Origin of the sequence: Psychrobacillus sp. L4 (assembly GCF_042944905.1) — a bacterium.
In the GTDB taxonomy this organism is placed as follows: domain Bacteria; phylum Bacillota; class Bacilli; order Bacillales_A; family Planococcaceae; genus Psychrobacillus.
The window spans coordinates 610,740-627,695 of record NZ_CP168496.1 but is presented as its reverse complement, the minus strand read 5'-3'; the positions used below and the strand labels follow the sequence as shown (position 1 = coordinate 627,695).

Below are 16,956 nucleotides of genomic sequence, written 5' to 3'. Positions count from 1 at the left end.
CGGGAAATATTGGGGCTTGTATGATACACTTAAAAGGCGAAATTTTTAATTAAAAGGAGTGTCTTACTCAATGAATGAAGCAGCAATTACACTAGATGGTTGGTACGTTTTACATGATTTTCGCCAAATGGACTGGACATCATGGAAACAAATAGATCCAGAACTTCGAAAACAAGCAACAGATGAATTTGTCGCATTCCTTGATGAATTGCAACAAGCAGATGATGCCAAAACAGGTGCTCATGCATTTTACACAATTGTTGGCCAAAAAGCGGACTTCATGTTAATGACATTGCGCCCAACAATAGATGAACTTCAAGAAATAGAAGCGAAATTCAACAAATTAACGATTGCCGATTTTACAATTCCTGCTTATTCATACGTTTCTGTAGTTGAGCTGTCGAACTACTTAGCTGGAGAATCTAACGAAGATCCATATCAAAATCCACATGTGCGTGCTCGCTTATATCCGGAGCTTCAACGTTCTCAGTACATTTGCTTCTATCCAATGGACAAACGTCGCAATGGCGAAGATAACTGGTATATGCTTTCCATGGAAGATCGTAAAAGCTTAATGCGTAGCCATGGTATGATCGGCCGCCAATATGCTGGTAAAGTAAAACAAATCATCTCTGGTTCTGTAGGTTTCGACGATTTTGAATGGGGTGTCACTTTATTCTCAGATGATGTACTTCAGTTTAAAAAATTGGTTTATGAAATGCGTTTTGATGAGGTAAGTGCGCGCTATGCGGAATTCGGTTCATTCTTTATTGGTACAATTCTTGCTGGTGAAAAACGCGGAGAATTTTTTCATATTTAATAGAAAAGCGAAAGGCGCCCGCTAAGCCGCGAAAAGCAAATGACGATTCCTGAGGAGGCAGTTCCTCAGCCACCGCAGGAAATTGGCATTTGACCTCGAGCGGCTGGCGCCTGGAGACTAAACAGTAACTTTATAGAAAATCCATGCTTTCTTATAAGTGGAAAAGGTTGCAGTTTTTGCAGCCTTTTTTTATTGAGCTACTCTCTTTTGGGCATGATGTAACACCTCTTTGCATAGTGTAATGTAGGAGGTGATGCATTGGCAGTAGTTCGTTCTACGGATAAGCAATTGGATTTACTTGCAAGATTAATGCGTGCAGAAGCAGAAGGTGAAGGCGATCTTGGAATGCTGTTGGTCGGGAATGTTGGAGTAAACCGAGTTCGTGCTGACTGCTTAGACTTCAAAGATGTCCGCAATTTGGAAGACATGGTTTTTCAAAAACCCGGTGGATTTGAAGCAACAACAAAATCGTATTTTTATCAGCGTGCACGGGAGGTTGATAGAAAACTAGCAAGGCGCGTGATTAACGGAGAACGTTTTCATCCTGGAGAGCGTTCTTTATGGTTTTTTGACCCAGGTGGCGATTGCCCTGCTCAGTGGTATAACCAATGGAACACTGGACGTTTTAAAGCTCACTGCTTCTACTCCCCTTCAGAAGAGGATTGCCCTAGCATTTAATTACAGAAAGGATGTATGAATGGTTCAATATTATTGGTACCCCGGAGGCTATCCACAACAGCAGCAACAAATGACCCCACCAAACGTTCAACTACCTGCTGCTAGACGTCAGGAAGAATCCTATATTGAAAATATTTTGAGAATGAATAAAGGAAAGCTCGGCACATTCTATTTTACATTCGAACACAGTAAAGAACATAACTCTAAAGTTATTACAGGCTATGTCGAAGCTGCCGGACGAGATCACGTTATCCTTAGTGATCCTAACGGCAAAAGATACTTAATGCTCATGATTTACTTTGACTATGCAACATTTGATGAAGAAATTAACTATAACTTATGAGAAAAGAGGCTTATCCGATATTGCGGATAAGCCACAGACTGTAGACAAACTCGATGAAAATCGAATATGTCTATAGTCTTTTTTTGTACAATAGAAAGTTAGGAGAAATACAGGCATATTAGCCTGAAGCATCGCTCATTTATTATGTCTCACATAGAGCTAACTCTTTATTATGAGAAATGGTTGCTTTTGTGGTGGAATTGGTCTCGGTTAGGTGCGAATTGGTTGCGCCTTCATATGAATTGGTTGCTCTTCTATAGGAATTGGTCTCCCTTTGCCGGATTCTTACTGTTAATAGATAATAATTACAGGCAAATTACTTTATCATTACTACTTTATTATTTCTCACCTAAAATAACTCTTTGTTATGAGAAATGGTCGCTCTTGCATATAAATTGGTTGCTTTCACGTTGCATTTGGTCTCGCTCTGCCAGTTACTAACTGTTAATAGATAATAAATACAGGCAAATTAAAGAAGAGTATTCCACTCACCTGCTCCATAAGGAACGACTTGCTCGTTATAAATTAACTGGTTCGGTTGTTGAGAAGAAAAAAGTACATAACAACATAATTGGGGACGCAATTCACAAATGTATTGGTGGATCCTTTTTTGTTGTCATATCATACTTCAATATATTTGACACTCTGATTAACATATTAATTCACATACTAAGTGTAGACACCACATAATTTATGCGGTATTGTTAAAACAAATGCTAAAACTGGTGCGAATTAGGGAAACTAGATGAGACCAAGGGGGTATTAATATGTTTAAATATGAATTTGTTAATATTAAGGTTGACTGGAATGGTAATCCTAAAGAAAATCCAGAGGAGATTATAAAAAAGTATGCACAGGAAGAATGGCGTTTACATACCTTTGCACCACTATCATCAACCACTGGTGGCACAACTGATATAAAACTCATTTTTGAAAAAAAGGTCATTGAATAAGAATAGTAAAATATACATCAAAAAAACGCTCATATATGAGCGTTTTTTACTTGCCATTTATATTGTTAATTTGTTGTTGAAATATGCGCTGATTAATAGTGTATTCAGATGTTAATAGCGTTTTTCTCCCCATCAACCGAACCCGTGCCACTCTTTTTTTTATTTTGAAATCACATAGTTTTTTAAACCTACATGCCAGTAAGCCATCACATCGACCGCCCCGATGGCACCTCATCCGATTCTCCGTCAATATGTATCAAATCGCCATCTTCCGGATCTCCTAGTTTCAATTCCTTATGAATTTCCTTCAGCAATCCACCCTAGGTAATCAATCGTTTATAGGCAAGGGCCGAATCCATGTCCTTCACGGTTTGAACGTTTTCCTCCGTGACCTTGTCGCCCCTAATCACATCCGCATCCTTCACTGGATACTTCGACACTTTAATCCTTGCTACTTTATTGTTTCTCACCTGAAGATAACTCCTTATTATGAGAATTGGTTGCTCTTACGTAGAAATTGGTTGCGGTTAGATGCAAATTGGTCGCTCTTGCGCCAGAATTGGTTGCTCTCACGTTGCAACTGGTCTCCCTTTGACAGTTACTAACTGTTAATAGATAATAATTACAGGCAAATTAGCTGAAGCTTGCTTATAGATTATGTCTCACACAGAGTTAACTCTTTATTGTGAGAAATGGTTGCGCTTTTAGGCGATTTGGTTGCGAATAAGTATAAATTGGTCTCGTCTACATAGCATTTGGTCTCGAAGTGCCGTATTGCAACAAATAATAGAAAATAATTCCAGTAAATATTTTTAAGAAAGCAATTTTCTCACAAAAAAAGACCAAATCCATTATAGATTTGGCCTACCCAACTATTAGTTTGCGAATTTTGCTGCTGCAACGATTAGCATGATCCATCCTACTAAAAAGGCTACTCCACCGATTGGGGTAATGGCACCTAAAACACTGATACCGGATAAGCTTAATGCGTACAAACTTCCTGAAAATAAAATGATACCCACTAAAATTAAATATCCTGCTGTATTCAAGGAAGTGACATGACCGAGTAATTTACTACTCATCAAAATGCCAATCGCAACTAATGCAAGTGCATGGAACATTTGATATTGAACGGCCGTTTCCCATACTGCTAAATACTTTTCAGATAGTCTTTCTTTTAAAGCATGTGCACCAAATGCGCCTAGCGCAACAGATAAAAATCCATTAATCGCCCCTGCGATGATAAAAAATTTCACAAAAGTCTCCTACTTTCTAATAGTCTATTTATGCTCACATTTTGCATTATGAATGCACTATTCAATTTATAATTGATCCCCCAGAGGTTTTTGCTTTCTTCAGCGCTACTGAAATAGATTAAAAATCAAATAATGATTCGCCATTTGCATCTTCCTCTTTTAATGCAATTGGTTGTCCAGAAATAACTGGTGCTGACTGGATAGGACTAACGGATATAGTGGAGTCTAGTACTACATCACATAATGCACGGATGGCAGCAAATGCCTCGCGGGTAACCTGTTCATTCGTTTCCATTTTCGCTTTATGTATTTGTTTTTCTATTTGACTTAAAATGTGTTCACTTGAGATCATTTTTTATGCCCCTCCACTTGCTTTGGTTCGAATTTTAAACACTCCATGCCAGAGGTACGATTTACTAATGCAGATGGGAGCTCTTTCGTTTTAAATCCGTATGCCTTACATCCACGAGGATTGCTAGCATCCCATGTAGTAAAAAAGTGTCGGCATTTAAAGCAGTTCACAGCCATTGCACTCCCCCACTTTCCATTCCATATAGTAGCATAATTACAGACAAAAATCGATTGGCGTCTCTCCCCATGCTTGTAACTGTGCATTTATTTTGGAGTATGGCTTGCTTCCCAAAAAACCTCTATATGCACTTAACGGGCTTGGATGGGGTGCGTCTAAAATGACATGCTTCCTTGTGTCAATTAACTTCTTTTTCGCTTGTGCTGGTTTCCCCCACAAAACAAAAATGATCGGTTTTTCTCGTCCCGATAACTTTTTAATGACTGTATCTGTTAACGTTTCCCAGCCAATTCCTTTATGAGAATTAGCCTCCCCTGCACGAACAGTTAATACCGTATTTAGCAATAAAACACCTTGCTTCGCCCAGCTTTCCAAATATCCGCTTGTAGGAGTTGGGCAACCAATATCGTCCGAAAGTTCTTTGAACATATTGCGCAAGCTTGGCGGAATTGGTACTCCTGGTTTCACCGAAAAACTCATACCGTGCGCTTGTCCTGCTCCGTGATAAGGATCTTGACCAAGAATCACTACTTTCACTTCATTGAAAAGTGTGGCCCGGAATGCACTGCCGATTTCAGTTCGTGCTGGGTAAATCGTATGTTCTGCATATTCTTTCTCTAGAAAGGATTTCAGTTTCACAAAATAGGTTTTTTCTTGTTCTTCCACTAGAATTTCTTCCCAACTTACCACTACGCGTCACTCCTTAAATTCTACTTGTACGTCATAGTCCACTAATTGGAACATTTCTTGCACCGATTTCGCTGCGTTTGCTTCTGCTATTTGCAATAACCCTTGCCCAGTAGTTTCTTCGATCATCATTTCTTTGGCTGTTTCTGCTAGGTCATACGCTTCTTTAATGTCTGCTTTTTCACGGAATAATCCTTCATAAGAAAATACTTCTACTCGATCGAATAAAATCTCTGGTCCGCCTAAAAATTGGGCCTTAGGCAATGTGAGTTTCGCTGTTTTATTTTTCTCGTCTACTTTTATATCCATCTCTGTTACTTGTGAAAAATCCACTCCTGCTCTCACGGAGCCTGGCACTACAACTAAAAGCTGTCTTTTTGTTCCCGGTAAATCAATACCAATTTCTTTTCCGAATAATGCATTATCTTGTCGTTCAATAATTACTTTTGTAAAAGCTTGAGCTGTTGATAATTCATTCAAAGCTTGTACTTGCTCAATAAACGATCCTTTATTTTCCGTAAATGTACTTCCTTTGATTGCCCAAAATGCAGCAAATGGTAAGGCTGCTAGCAGTAGAAGAACAATTAGTGCAATCGCAAAAAAGGATTTAAAGCCTAGTTTAAATAAAAGACGGCGCACTTTCCAAAAGCCGAATCCTCTATTAATAGGGCTTTCTGCAATCGTAGCGGCTGTTTCATTTTGTGCTTTTAGTTCATTTAGTAATTTTTCCATTTCACGAATTTTATCTTCATTTCGCATGTCATCCCTCTTTTCCTCTCACTCTACTACGTTAACAGTAACGAAAAGTTTCTCTATTAACAACTATTCGATACATGGTACGATGAAAAAAAGGGGATGTGCAAATGGCCGATTTACATTATCGCGAAAAGTTAAGGACGATCGAGAAAGCAGCTACAGTGTCTAATGAAATTCCTGACAAGGCAAAAAATTTTGGAATGGGCTGTTTCACTTTGGGAACGATTTTATTCATAGCATTTCTTCTATTCATAGCATTTTCTTTATTTGCAAATGGCATTGTTATAGGTGCGGTTATTACTATTTTCATTGCAATTATTTTATTAGTTGTTTTGATTAAATTATGGACTGCCCCAAAGTTTCCTTAATTCAAAAATTCGATTTAATCTGCTACAATGAAATATATTAAATGATGGAAATATAAAGGAGACTTTTGAGATGTCTATTAAAAAAACATTAACAATTGCTGGCTCTGATACTTCTGGTGGAGCTGGAATACAAGCAGATTTAAAAACTTTCCAAGAACATGGTACATACGGTATGAATATTTTAACGGTGGTTGCTACAATGGATCCTGACAACGGGTGGAGCCACAATGTATTTTCCCTTCCTGTTGAGGAGATTAAACGTCAAGCAAAAACGGCATTGTCTACAAATGTGGATGCGATTAAAACAGGTATGTTAAGCACGGAAGAAATTATCGAAACTGCTGGTACTATTATTGAAGAATCAGGTGTGAGTCATGTAGTAATTGACCCAGTGATGGTTTGTAAAGGCGAAGATGAAGTGCTTAATCCTGGTACAGTGGACGCAATGATCAAATACTTACTTCCGCGTGCACAGGTTGTCACTCCTAACCTTTTCGAAGCTGGACAACTTTCAGGTCTTGGAGTAATAAAAACAATCGAAGACATGAAAGCCGCTGCGGAAAAGATTCATGCACTTGGTGCAAAAAATGTTGTCATCAAAGGCGGAAAACAATTAGCGCATGAAAAAGCAGTTGATTTATTCTACGATGGACATACTCATACGTTACTGGAAACGGAAAAAACAGATACCACTTATAATCACGGGGCTGGTTGTACTTTCGCAGCTGCCGTTACTGCTAACTTAGCAAATGGCTTGACAGTTTCAGATGCCGTGTTCGAAGCAAAAGAATTCGTTTCTGCTGCTATTGCACATGGTTGGAAGCTAAATCAATACGTTGGACCGGTGCTACACGGAGCAAAAGGCAAATACGGTGCTCCAGAAGTAACTACCACTATAGTTTAAGAATAGTTATCGCAAAGTCATTTCCGACTTTGCGATTTTTCATGTTTGCACTCAAAATCTCAATCATTCGCATGATGAACTTTTTTTCATTATACTAATAATAGACAGTATGCTAGGAGGATATAGAGATGGAACTTGTTAATGTTGAACGGTTACAAGAGCTTTTGAATAATTTTGCAAACGAAGATGTTTATATACATTTAGAAACAACGAACGGGGCTTATGCCACACATTTTAATGAGAATGTGTTCAATGCGGGTGCTTTTATTCGCAATGTACTAATCCGTTATGAACTAGGTAAAGTGGCTGGTGAAGCACCACATCGTGTTGGCTTAAAATTGCCTCATGGGTGGGTTTATGCGCAAGGTATTACGCACTTTCAATTAGACGAGCATGGCCGCCTACTTATGGCTGGCCACGATCAAAGCGGAAAACTAGCGGTTGCGCTTGAAATTAGCAGAACACCATTTACTTATTAAGGAGGAAAAATAAATGACTTTACCAATGGAACGACATGTATTAGTTGTATTCCCTCACCCAGATGACGAGGCTTTTGGTGTCTCTGGCACGATTGCAACTTATATAAAACAAGGAATACCTGTAACGTATGCATGCTTAACTTTAGGAGAGATGGGAAGAAACCTAGGAAATCCTCCTTTTGCAACTCGTGAAACACTTCCACAAGTTCGAAAACAAGAGCTTCTGGCATCCGCCAAATCTATGGGTGTCACAGATCTTCGAATGATGGGTCTCCGTGATAAAACGATTGAATTTGAAGATGATGAAAAAATGGTTGGCATGATGGAGAACTTAATAGAAGATACGAATCCGTCTCTAGTCATCACATTCTATCCAAATTATGCCGTGCATCCCGATCATGATGCTACTGGTCGCGCGATGATTCGTGCCATTCGTCGTATGCCGGAAGAAAATCGTCCAACTATTTATGCTCTTGCCTTTTCGAACAATTCGAAAGAGGATCTAGGTGAGCCGGATATTATTCATAATATTAAAGATTCCCGTGATGAAAAAATGGGATCGATGCGAGCACATATTTCACAAACAGCTTGGATGCTACAGGAAATGGACAAACGTTTAGCGGATGGAGAGCCAGAAGCAGAGAACTGGCTACATTTCGAACGTTTCTACACATACGATTTCAACAAAGATTTCGAATAGTAGAACATCCTGTAATGCTATAGACTTTCTAATACAAATGAATTAGTATGTATAAATAATTTACTTATTCGCATAAATATTCATTTATAGAAAGTTGGTCTTTTATTTTGAAAAAGTTTTCCTTATCTACTTGGATTTTATTCCTGCTACCATCCATAGCTGGTGTTATTTTATTTATGATTCCCCTCCCTACTTCAGATGGTTTTAAAATTCCCATTGCGTTGTTTGGGAGTATATTATCAGGTTGGTTAGAACCAATCGTGCATTGGATAGCACTTGCAACCATGCTAATTGCGGCAAGTGGTTCTGTTGTATTTTTATTCAAACCGAAAGATAATACGTTTGTGAACAATCTATTTAAAGTGACGTTATTTTGGACGGTTACACGTGTTGTTGGAGCAGTATTTGCGGTATTAATCATTTTTCAAATTGGACCTGAGGTTGTTTGGAATGAGAATACTGGTGGAATGTTATTAAGTCCAGATGGATTAGTTTCTTTCCTCTTTACTATTTTCTTATTCGCTGGATTGCTATTACCATTGCTATTAAACTTCGGATTGCTTGAATTTTTCGGTACGATGATGGTTAAAATTATGCGTCCTTTATTCAAACTTCCTGGACGTTCTGCAGTGGATGCACTGACTTCTTGGGTTGGTGATGGAACTATTGGAGTCCTACTTACAAGTAGACAATATGAAGAAGGCTATTATACGAAAAAAGAAGCGGCTATCATTGGTTCTACTTTTTCAGTTGTTTCTATTACTTTTTGTATTGTCGTAATAGAGCAAGTTGGATTGGCTAATTATTTCATTCCTTATTATTTGACTGTATTATTATGTGGGCTTGTTCTTGCTTTTATAATGCCAAGAATATATCCGCTTGCAGGTAAATCAGAAACACATATTGACGGTCGTCCATTAGATTTGGAGGCTGAAAAGTATCCTGAAAACTATAATGCATTTACGCATGGACTAGAAAAGGCATTGAATACGGCTGATCGCAATCGTTCTCTTTCTAAGTTCTTTTCGGATGGTGTAAAGAATGTGATTGATATGTATATTGGCGTGGCACCTGTTGTATTAGCATTCGGTACGATTGCCTTGATGCTCGCGCAATATACTTCGGTCTTTGCCATTTTAGGAAAACCATTTGAGCCGTTATTAATGCTTTTTGGTATTCCAGAAGCTGCAGCAGCTGCTCAAACGATGGTTGTTGGATTTGCGGATATGTTCTTGCCTTCTATTTTAGGTGGATCGGTTGACTCCGAAATGACTCGTTTCTTTATCGCGACGATGTCGGTTACGCAGTTAATTTATATGTCGGAAGTCGGTGGATTGTTACTCGGTTCGAAAATTCCAGTGAATTTTAAGGATTTACTTGTTATTTTCTTATTGCGTACACTTATTTCATTCCCGATTATTGCAGTAGTTGCGCATTTGTTATTCTAATTAAAGTAGATTAGGCTAAAGCGTCCTTCAAGTGCATCTTGTCTTTTCTATTTCCGAGTGCTTTGGACGAAACATTGCTACACTATTAACTAATAATTTTATGGAGTATCTGGCAGTGACTGTGTCACTTCCAGATACTCTCTTTCGTTATTCTTGTTGCAGATGTCTGTCCATCTCCCTCTTGCGATGTTTAAAGACAAGGTGCATAAGGTTTGGCTAATGAGAGAAGAGATCCTGTTCTATTTTTTTAAAAGCGGACGAAGATATAATTTCGTCCGCTCAGCGCTTTTTTATCAATGGATACTATTTATTTATTCTCCAGTACCACTGACCCTCCCGCGCCCCTGTGTCAGACTCAATTGTTCCCCAAATTGTGGCTGACACAGGGGCGCGGGTATTAAAACAGCTGATACCTATTTACTAGTATCAGCTATTTACATCTATACTAACTATTTTTTTGCTGCTAGTTTTTCAAGCATATCTTTTGTCATATTGTCTAAGTTATATTTATATGTGAAGCCCCACTCTTCTTTAGCAGCAGTTGCATCAATTGAATCTGGCCAGCTATTTGCAATTGCTTGGCGAATTGGATCCACATCATAATCCATCGTAAATGTTGGTATTACTTTTTTAATAGATGCAGCAATTTCTTCTGGCTCAAAGCTCATTGCCGTAACATTAAATGCATTACGGTGAATCAATTTCGAAGCGTCTGCTTCCATTAGGTCTACTATCGCTTGAAGAGCATCTGGCATATACATCATATCCATATACGTTCCTTCCGCAATGTACGAAGTATACTTCCCTTCCGCTAAAGCTTTATAGTAAATATCCACCGCATAATCCGTCGTTCCCCCACCAGGTAATGTCTCATTCGAAATCAATCCAGGAAAACGCACACCACGAGTATCTAATTCAAATTTTTGAAAATAATAATCACAAAGAAGCTCCCCAGAAACTTTATTGACTCCGTACATAGTTGTCGGGCGTTGAAGCGTATCTTGTGGTGTATTTTTTTTTGGTGTAGATGGTCCAAATGCTCCAATTGAGCTTGGTGTGAAAAATTGCATGTTTAATTCACGCGAAGCCTCAAGTGCATTAACAAGTCCACCCATATTTAAATTCCAAGCAAGTAAAGGCTTCGCTTCTGCAGTTGCTGATAAAAGAGCAGCCATATGCATCATCGTATCTGCTCCAAAATCTTTGGCAATCTGATGCATTTTCTCTCCATCAGTCACATCTAAAAGTTCAAAAGGACCGCTTTCTGTTACTCCTGATGAAATATTTCTTATATCTGTTGCCAGTACATTTTCAGTACCGTACTCTTTACGTAGTTTTGTAATTAATTCTGAACCAATTTGGCCTAAAGCTCCGGTAACCATAATCTTTTTCATACTATTTTCTTCCTTTCGAAAACAAATGTGTTTTTGGAGAGAACATACTATATTGAAAAAACGTTGATTTAATAATGTTTTTACAAATCTGATTATACGATGTTCGGTGGTGGAATACAACAACCCATTTTAGTAATGATTTGGTATAATGAAAAGAAAAAAGAGGTCTATAATGAAATTACTTCGTAATACATTAATTATTCTATTTGGAATAGCGCTAATACACGTTATGCGTATGATCGAATTACCAATTTGGTTTATTTATTAAGCACACTTGTTTTATATGTACTCATATTAGTCGTTCCCCCAATGTACACCATATATAAATCCAAAAATTTAATGCGGATTGCGCGATTTTTAGAAGAAAATAAATGAAACCCCATTTTTGCTTATGCGCTTGCTATAAAAACCGGTGATTCAGAAAAAAAGTATCGAAACAATTCTAGCCATATTACATAAACATAAGAATCGCTACTTGCAAGAAGTGTATAAAACCAATCTTGCATTGTATGAAAATAACGTTTCGAGAATAGAACAACTGGCAAACAAATTAGCAAGGAAACTAAAAGAAAACTTGCCGACTGGATGGATGCCCTATGCGATTGAAGCAATTATTGCTAAAGAACAGGGAGATATGGAAGAATTTCAAAATGAAGCTAAGAACAGCATTGAACATGCAAGAGGAATTCAGAAGTTTAGTTTAGTTTATTCGTTTGAGCATATGGAGAGGAAAATTAAGTAAGAAAAAGCAGCCGGATTTGGCTGCTTTTTTGTTTGAACAAATATATTTTCATTTCCATCTAAAAAAAAGGTATTACCAACTTAGGATATTGGTATTTAAAACATTTCAATACATTTGGTGTTGTGGTTCATCGCTTACGATTCAGGGAGATGCTAATTTATTTAAATCATTTCATTAAAAGTTATTCGTGTAAAGTGCGATACCACGGTCATACAAAGTGCTGAGATAATTCATGGGTACAAGATTCTCATACTACCCGGATGCTATTCTGAATTTTATTAGAACCTAATACCTGACACTTATCACAGGGCATTATTAGTTAAGTTAGAAACGCTTCGTATTATTATTATTTCAAAGCATTTGTATGAGAACTTAGTACTGTTAACTAGTCGGAATAATGCCAGAATTGCATTTGAACCTATTCACCAGGTTAATAATGTGAAGTTTCACATATAATATTGAGTCTCCATATAGATACATCTTAAGTCTATCAAATAATATGTTTTAAAAATCCGGGCGTGAATGAATGATTTCCCATATGTTATGGTTTGTTATTACAAAATAAGTTTCTGACCTACTTGACTTCGAGTCATACCCCAACAATGATTCTACTATGTTAGATTGATAACCTTTCTCTAACATAATTCTTGAAAAAGTTTCTCGGAATGTTCGAGGGGTTATACTTTTAGAAATCGTTGTTCTTCTTACAATATTAGCTATTTCATCTTGAATAGCTCTATGACCTATTTGACGATATGGTCTTCTCTCTGTAACAAAAAGATTTTTCAAATTATCTTCTCTATTAAGTAGATAGTTTTTCAGATGTTTTTCTGCTAATACAGTTAGAAAAACAACTCTCTCTTTTCCTCTTGAATCAGTTACAACAATTGTTTTATTAGTCCAATCAATATGATTCGAATACATTCTTTCCAATTCAGATAAATGACATCCTGTTGATAGCAAAATCTCTAGTAATGCTCGTTCTCAAATTTTTTTACACCCTTTTCGAAGATCTGTAAGTTCATTTTTATTTAATGCATTGTTTCCTTTTTTGTGAAATTTATAAGGGCTAATCTTTTTAATAGGATTTTTCTCAACTATTTCTTCTTCAACAAGCCAATCAAAAAACACATTTAATATACCCCTTGCTCTTTCCATTGATCTTTTGGACTTAATAGAATAGTTGTCTTCTCTGTATCTAAGAAAATCCTTAATCTCAGTAGTTTCGATTTCACTTAATGTTTTATCAAGAAAATATTTTTGAAATATCCTTAGTTCACCCCTATATGTATCTATCGTTTTTTTTACTAGTCCTTGTCTCTGCTTATCATCTAAGAAATTTTCAATATTATAGGATATTTCCATTTTAATAGGATTAGCTCTCTCCTCACCTCTTACCCACCCCCTAAAATGGTAATTTGTAGAATCCTTACTTAAAAATTCTTGAAGAGCTAATGAAACTTCAGTGGATATTTGGTTGATATCACCAACTTCACTTACATAATTAGACATTAGCATTTTTTTGAATAAATCGTAATTTTCGTTTAAAGGATTTTCATTTTCGTGTTCGTAAACGGTTAATTCAATGTTTCTACTTTTTTTATTTGCCAGGAATTGTTTATTCAACACTATGGAGAAAACAGGGATTCCGCAAGATATAGCAAACTCATATTCTAGTTGTGTGTAACTTTTACCACTTTCAGGTTCAATAGATCCATATTTCCCCCCTAATATTAGCAGTAGTACATCAGAACTTTTAATCCATTCCTTAATTATTGTCCACTGGCTTTTATCACTTGGTATAAACAACTCCATTCCAGCTGGAATATGTTTTGCTCTTAGTATTCCTTCAACTGCTTTTTGTCTTTCTTGAATTAAATCCAGGTAAGTTGATGATACAAACACTTGTAATTTTTTATTCAAATTATCCTCTCCCTTCAGTTCTTCATTAGCAATTGAATATCTATAATAGTCAGTGCCACATAATTCTTAAATCTTTTTAACTTAATCTCAATCCACATGTATGAAATGAACTAACCATATTCCTTATAATTTTATTATAATTTTCTGTATACTCGTAATTTTATGGTATAAACGATTTAGTATCAACCATTTATCATTAATTAAATATATAGTAAGGGCACATATAAAGTTTCACTAGATTTACTTGTGTTCTTAGGTTTACACAATCCTGCGATGTCATAACCTATAAATATTAAAACTCGATTTTTCTGAAGATGCTCAACATAATCGAAAAAAGTCGGTGATAGTAATAAGACGTTTCTATTATAAATCTTTCAATCTGCTTCGGCTTCATAATATATTTGATTTGCATTCGAGTTACTAAATTCTTGAGGTAGTTGAACTTATAAACATTTATAGAAAACAGCAAAAATCATAAAGGTGAAAAACAACATACGACATAACTTCTAATAAGTGCTGAATTATGTTGATAGTCCTTATTTTGCACTGTTTGACAATTATGTCGTATATCTATTTTGCTCTTTTTTCAATTATGATAGATTTCAACCGTAAATGTTTTTTTATTTTGTAACCATTATCTTTACTTAACTAATCTTTTAAATTAAAAAACCTAGTATTTTGATAAAACTTCAAAATGACTAGGTTTTTCTGTTATATTTTATAATTTTATCAAATCTTTATTTATTGCAGTTTATTTAATTACCCCAAGCTCTCGACCAACTTTCTCATAAATCCCCAATGCTTCATCCAGCATTTCTTTCGTATGAGCAGAAGTAGGCATGTTGCGTACGCAGCCTGTGCCTTTTGGTACAGTTGGGAAGAGGATGGATTTTGTGTAGACGCCTTCTTCAAATAGTCTTTTAGAAAATTGTTGTGTAAGTTTTTCGTCACCGATGGTACATGTAGGGTTTTCTGAAAGTTCAGCATGAATGCATATAAATGGGTAGGTGTCTATGTATGAATAACTTCCATGCTTATTCAATATCGGTCACTTAGTGATGTGTTTTTCCCTATCCTTCACTACCATAAATAACTGTAAGATTCGGATGCATTAACAATTGACTTGCTGGATAATCCTCGGTAATTTTACCGCTATATAACTGGTCTATCGCTGCTACTTTTTTATCTCCGAAGGCTGTTAGTACAATTTTTTTAGTATTCATAATCGACTGAATACCCATAGTAATTGCTTGTGTGGGTACATCTGCTATATTTTCAAAGTATCGAGCATTTTCGATACGTGTAGATTCTGTAAGATTTACAATATTCGTTAGGGATGCAAATGAAGTTCCAGGCTCATTAAAAGCAATATGACCATTTACACCTATCCCCAAAAGTTGTAAGTCTATACCGCCTGATTCCTCAATGCTTTTATCGTATCTCACACATTCCTCTTTTAAATCAATTGCATTACCATCTGGCAAGTGGTAGTTTTCTTTCGAAATATTCACATGCTGAAAAAAATTTTCTACCATATAGGAATAATAACTAGCAGGACTATTAGAAGGTATACCAATATATTCATCCAAGTTAAAAGACCTCACATGGTCAAAGGAGATTTCCCCAGCTTGATAGCTTTTCACTATCTCTTTATAAAAGCCAACTGGGCTACCTCCAGTAGCAAACCCTAATACACTGTTAGATTTGTGTTGTAATTGCTTTACAAAAATCGAACACGCGACCTTACTCATCTCTTCATAAGAGCTCACTTTTATCCACTTGATCGCTTTCTGTTCAATCATTAAGCTCGCCAACCCTTTCTTTTATGCATTTGCAGCGTATACTAATTCTCCTTTACAAAACGTATATATTACCTCGAACTTATCATTTAAAAGGACAATATCTGCATCTTTACCAACTTTTATACTTCCTTTACGGTCAAAGATACCTAAACGTTTTGCAGCATTAGAAGAGGACATTTTCATTAAATCTTCTACAGGTGGATGTACCAAACAATTGATTCTCTTTAATGCTTCATTCATTTTTAAAACACTACCAGCAAGTACACCATTTTCCAATCTAGCTTCATTTCCAATAATCGTTACCTCTTGACTTCCTAATGTATATTTACCATTTGGCATACCTTTCGCGCGCATTGAATCAGTAATCAATATCATTCGATCGGCACCAATGATCTTATAAATAAGCTTCAGCATATCATTTGAGAGGTGGACTCCATCCGCAATAATTTCACAAAAAAGATGTTCATTTAATAGACCGGCACCAACAACACCAATTTCACGGTGGTGGAGTCCACTCATAGCATTACCGTAATGCGTTAATTGTGTTAACCCATTTTCCATCGCCTCAGTGATTTCCAATAATGTTGCTTTTGTATGGCCTGCTGAAACGATAATGCCGTTATTGGACAAATAACGAGTAACATCATAATTCGTATCTTTTTCAGGGGCCAATGTCACTATTTTCAAATGTTCTAACTGTTCTCCAAACCATTCTTTAATGGTGGACTTGGAAGGGTTACAAATATAATCTACTGGCTGTGCACCTGCGGACTCTTCATTAATAAAAGGTCCTTCCAAATGAATGCCGAGCATTTCAGCTTCTTTAGAGTTTGGAAGACCTTTCGTGTTTACTTCAATAGCTTTTTGAATAGATTCGGGTGCTTGCGTCATCGTTGTCACTAGGAATGAGGTTGTCCCTTCCTTAGGTAAGTACTCTGCAACTCTCCTTGTAGCTTCCTCTTCGCCATCCATGAAATCTGCTCCCATAGCACCGTGAATATGGGTATCAATAAAACCTGGAAGAGCCAACAATGCTTGTCCATCCAATCTCTTTCCCTGATAATTTTGGATAGGCTCCTTTGCAATTTGCGCGATCTTGCCATTCCTAATTAATATTTCCCCGTGGATTACTTGACCATTTTCTAAAGCAATTCGAATATTTTGCACTAACATC

The 16,956-nt window shown here is 36.7% G+C and carries 19 protein-coding genes and 2 pseudogenes; 10 read left to right on the top strand and 11 right to left on the bottom strand.

The window, feature by feature from the left end; all coding sequences use genetic code 11:
* Positions 1–70 precede the first annotated feature (70 nt).
* The 4 genes from hemQ to ACEPXG_RS03035 all read left to right on the top strand — a co-directional run bounded on the left by hemQ (position 71) and on the right by ACEPXG_RS03035 (position 2,794).
* Complete coding sequence (gene hemQ / locus ACEPXG_RS03050; protein ID WP_391207391.1) at positions 71–820, top strand: hydrogen peroxide-dependent heme synthase; 750 nt, start codon at positions 71–73, stop codon at positions 818–820.
* Between the two features lie 309 nt (positions 821–1,129).
* Positions 1,130–1,498: a cell wall hydrolase gene (locus ACEPXG_RS03045; protein WP_391122974.1), complete on the top strand. Its 369-nt coding sequence runs from the start codon at positions 1,130–1,132 to the stop codon at positions 1,496–1,498.
* A 19-nt stretch (positions 1,499–1,517) separates the two neighbouring features.
* Positions 1,518–1,841: a spore coat protein GerQ gene (gerQ, locus tag ACEPXG_RS03040; RefSeq protein WP_391207388.1), complete on the top strand. Its 324-nt coding sequence runs from the start codon at positions 1,518–1,520 to the stop codon at positions 1,839–1,841.
* Between the two features lie 767 nt (positions 1,842–2,608).
* Complete coding sequence (locus ACEPXG_RS03035) at positions 2,609–2,794, top strand: DUF4177 domain-containing protein (RefSeq protein WP_391207386.1); 186 nt, start codon at positions 2,609–2,611, stop codon at positions 2,792–2,794.
* 159 nt (positions 2,795–2,953) lie between these two features.
* Here ACEPXG_RS03035 and ACEPXG_RS03030 read toward each other — a convergent pair.
* The 5 genes and pseudogenes from ACEPXG_RS03030 to ACEPXG_RS03010 form a co-directional block, all read right to left on the bottom strand.
* Positions 2,954–3,246: pseudogene (locus ACEPXG_RS03030) on the bottom strand (protein rep); the annotation flags it as partial.
* Positions 3,247–3,669: 423 nt separating this feature from the next.
* Positions 3,670–4,050, bottom strand: a complete 381-nt coding sequence (locus tag ACEPXG_RS03025) for a DUF423 domain-containing protein (protein WP_391207384.1) — start codon at positions 4,048–4,050, stop codon at positions 3,670–3,672.
* Positions 4,051–4,168: 118 nt separating this feature from the next.
* Positions 4,169–4,402, bottom strand: coding sequence for a YwdI family protein (locus ACEPXG_RS03020; RefSeq protein ID WP_391207382.1), 234 nt, complete (start codon positions 4,400–4,402; stop codon positions 4,169–4,171).
* Positions 4,403–4,615: 213 nt separating this feature from the next.
* Positions 4,616–5,269: a uracil-DNA glycosylase gene (locus ACEPXG_RS03015; RefSeq protein ID WP_391207379.1), complete on the bottom strand. Its 654-nt coding sequence runs from the start codon at positions 5,267–5,269 to the stop codon at positions 4,616–4,618.
* Between the two features lie 6 nt (positions 5,270–5,275).
* Entirely contained in the window at positions 5,276–6,025 is a 750-nt protein-coding gene (locus tag ACEPXG_RS03010; RefSeq protein WP_391207377.1) for a DUF4230 domain-containing protein, read from the bottom strand.
* A gap of 104 nt (positions 6,026–6,129) precedes the next feature.
* On the opposite strand from ACEPXG_RS03010, the gene ACEPXG_RS03005 reads away from it, so the two are divergent.
* The 5 genes from ACEPXG_RS03005 (at position 6,130) to ACEPXG_RS02985 (ending at position 9,921) form a co-directional block, all read left to right on the top strand.
* Positions 6,130–6,390 carry a hypothetical protein gene (locus tag ACEPXG_RS03005; protein WP_391207375.1) on the top strand — a complete coding sequence of 87 codons (261 nt, stop codon included), beginning with the start codon at positions 6,130–6,132 and terminating at the stop codon, positions 6,388–6,390.
* Between the two features lie 70 nt (positions 6,391–6,460).
* Entirely contained in the window at positions 6,461–7,294 is an 834-nt protein-coding gene (gene thiD / locus ACEPXG_RS03000) for a bifunctional hydroxymethylpyrimidine kinase/phosphomethylpyrimidine kinase (RefSeq protein WP_391207373.1), read from the top strand.
* Positions 7,295–7,422: 128 nt separating this feature from the next.
* Positions 7,423–7,773 (top strand): YojF family protein, encoded by a 351-nt coding sequence (locus ACEPXG_RS02995; protein ID WP_391207371.1) that lies wholly within the window; start codon positions 7,423–7,425, stop codon positions 7,771–7,773.
* Between the two features lie 13 nt (positions 7,774–7,786).
* Entirely contained in the window at positions 7,787–8,473 is a 687-nt protein-coding gene (gene bshB2, locus ACEPXG_RS02990) for a bacillithiol biosynthesis deacetylase BshB2 (protein WP_151698814.1), read from the top strand.
* Between the two features lie 107 nt (positions 8,474–8,580).
* Positions 8,581–9,921 carry a YjiH family protein gene (locus tag ACEPXG_RS02985; RefSeq protein ID WP_391207369.1) on the top strand — a complete coding sequence of 447 codons (1,341 nt, stop codon included), beginning with the start codon at positions 8,581–8,583 and terminating at the stop codon, positions 9,919–9,921.
* A 449-nt stretch (positions 9,922–10,370) separates the two neighbouring features.
* On the opposite strand, the gene ACEPXG_RS02980 is transcribed toward ACEPXG_RS02985, so the two are convergent.
* Positions 10,371–11,315: an L-threonine 3-dehydrogenase gene (locus ACEPXG_RS02980; protein ID WP_391207367.1), complete on the bottom strand. Its 945-nt coding sequence runs from the start codon at positions 11,313–11,315 to the stop codon at positions 10,371–10,373.
* A gap of 412 nt (positions 11,316–11,727) precedes the next feature.
* Between ACEPXG_RS02980 and ACEPXG_RS02975 the strand changes: the two genes are divergently transcribed.
* Positions 11,728–12,057: a hypothetical protein gene (locus tag ACEPXG_RS02975; protein WP_391207365.1), complete on the top strand. Its 330-nt coding sequence runs from the start codon at positions 11,728–11,730 to the stop codon at positions 12,055–12,057.
* A gap of 504 nt (positions 12,058–12,561) precedes the next feature.
* Here ACEPXG_RS02975 and ACEPXG_RS02970 read toward each other — a convergent pair.
* From ACEPXG_RS02970 to nagA, 5 genes and pseudogenes are all read right to left on the bottom strand, one after another.
* Positions 12,562–12,981 carry a tyrosine-type recombinase/integrase gene (locus ACEPXG_RS02970; protein WP_391209753.1) on the bottom strand — a complete coding sequence of 140 codons (420 nt, stop codon included), beginning with the start codon at positions 12,979–12,981 and terminating at the stop codon, positions 12,562–12,564.
* A gap of 60 nt (positions 12,982–13,041) precedes the next feature.
* Positions 13,042–13,980, bottom strand: coding sequence for a DUF4062 domain-containing protein (locus ACEPXG_RS02965; protein ID WP_391207362.1), 939 nt, complete (start codon positions 13,978–13,980; stop codon positions 13,042–13,044).
* A gap of 751 nt (positions 13,981–14,731) precedes the next feature.
* A pseudogene (locus ACEPXG_RS02960) lies at positions 14,732–14,944 on the bottom strand (8-amino-7-oxononanoate synthase); the annotation flags it as partial.
* A gap of 106 nt (positions 14,945–15,050) precedes the next feature.
* On the bottom strand, positions 15,051–15,764 hold the full coding sequence (nagB, locus tag ACEPXG_RS02955) for a glucosamine-6-phosphate deaminase (RefSeq protein ID WP_391209751.1): 714 nt from the start codon (positions 15,762–15,764) through the stop codon (positions 15,051–15,053).
* Between the two features lie 39 nt (positions 15,765–15,803).
* Positions 15,804–16,955, bottom strand: a complete 1,152-nt coding sequence (nagA, locus tag ACEPXG_RS02950) for an N-acetylglucosamine-6-phosphate deacetylase (protein WP_391209749.1) — start codon at positions 16,953–16,955, stop codon at positions 15,804–15,806.
* Position 16,956 lies beyond the last annotated feature (1 nt).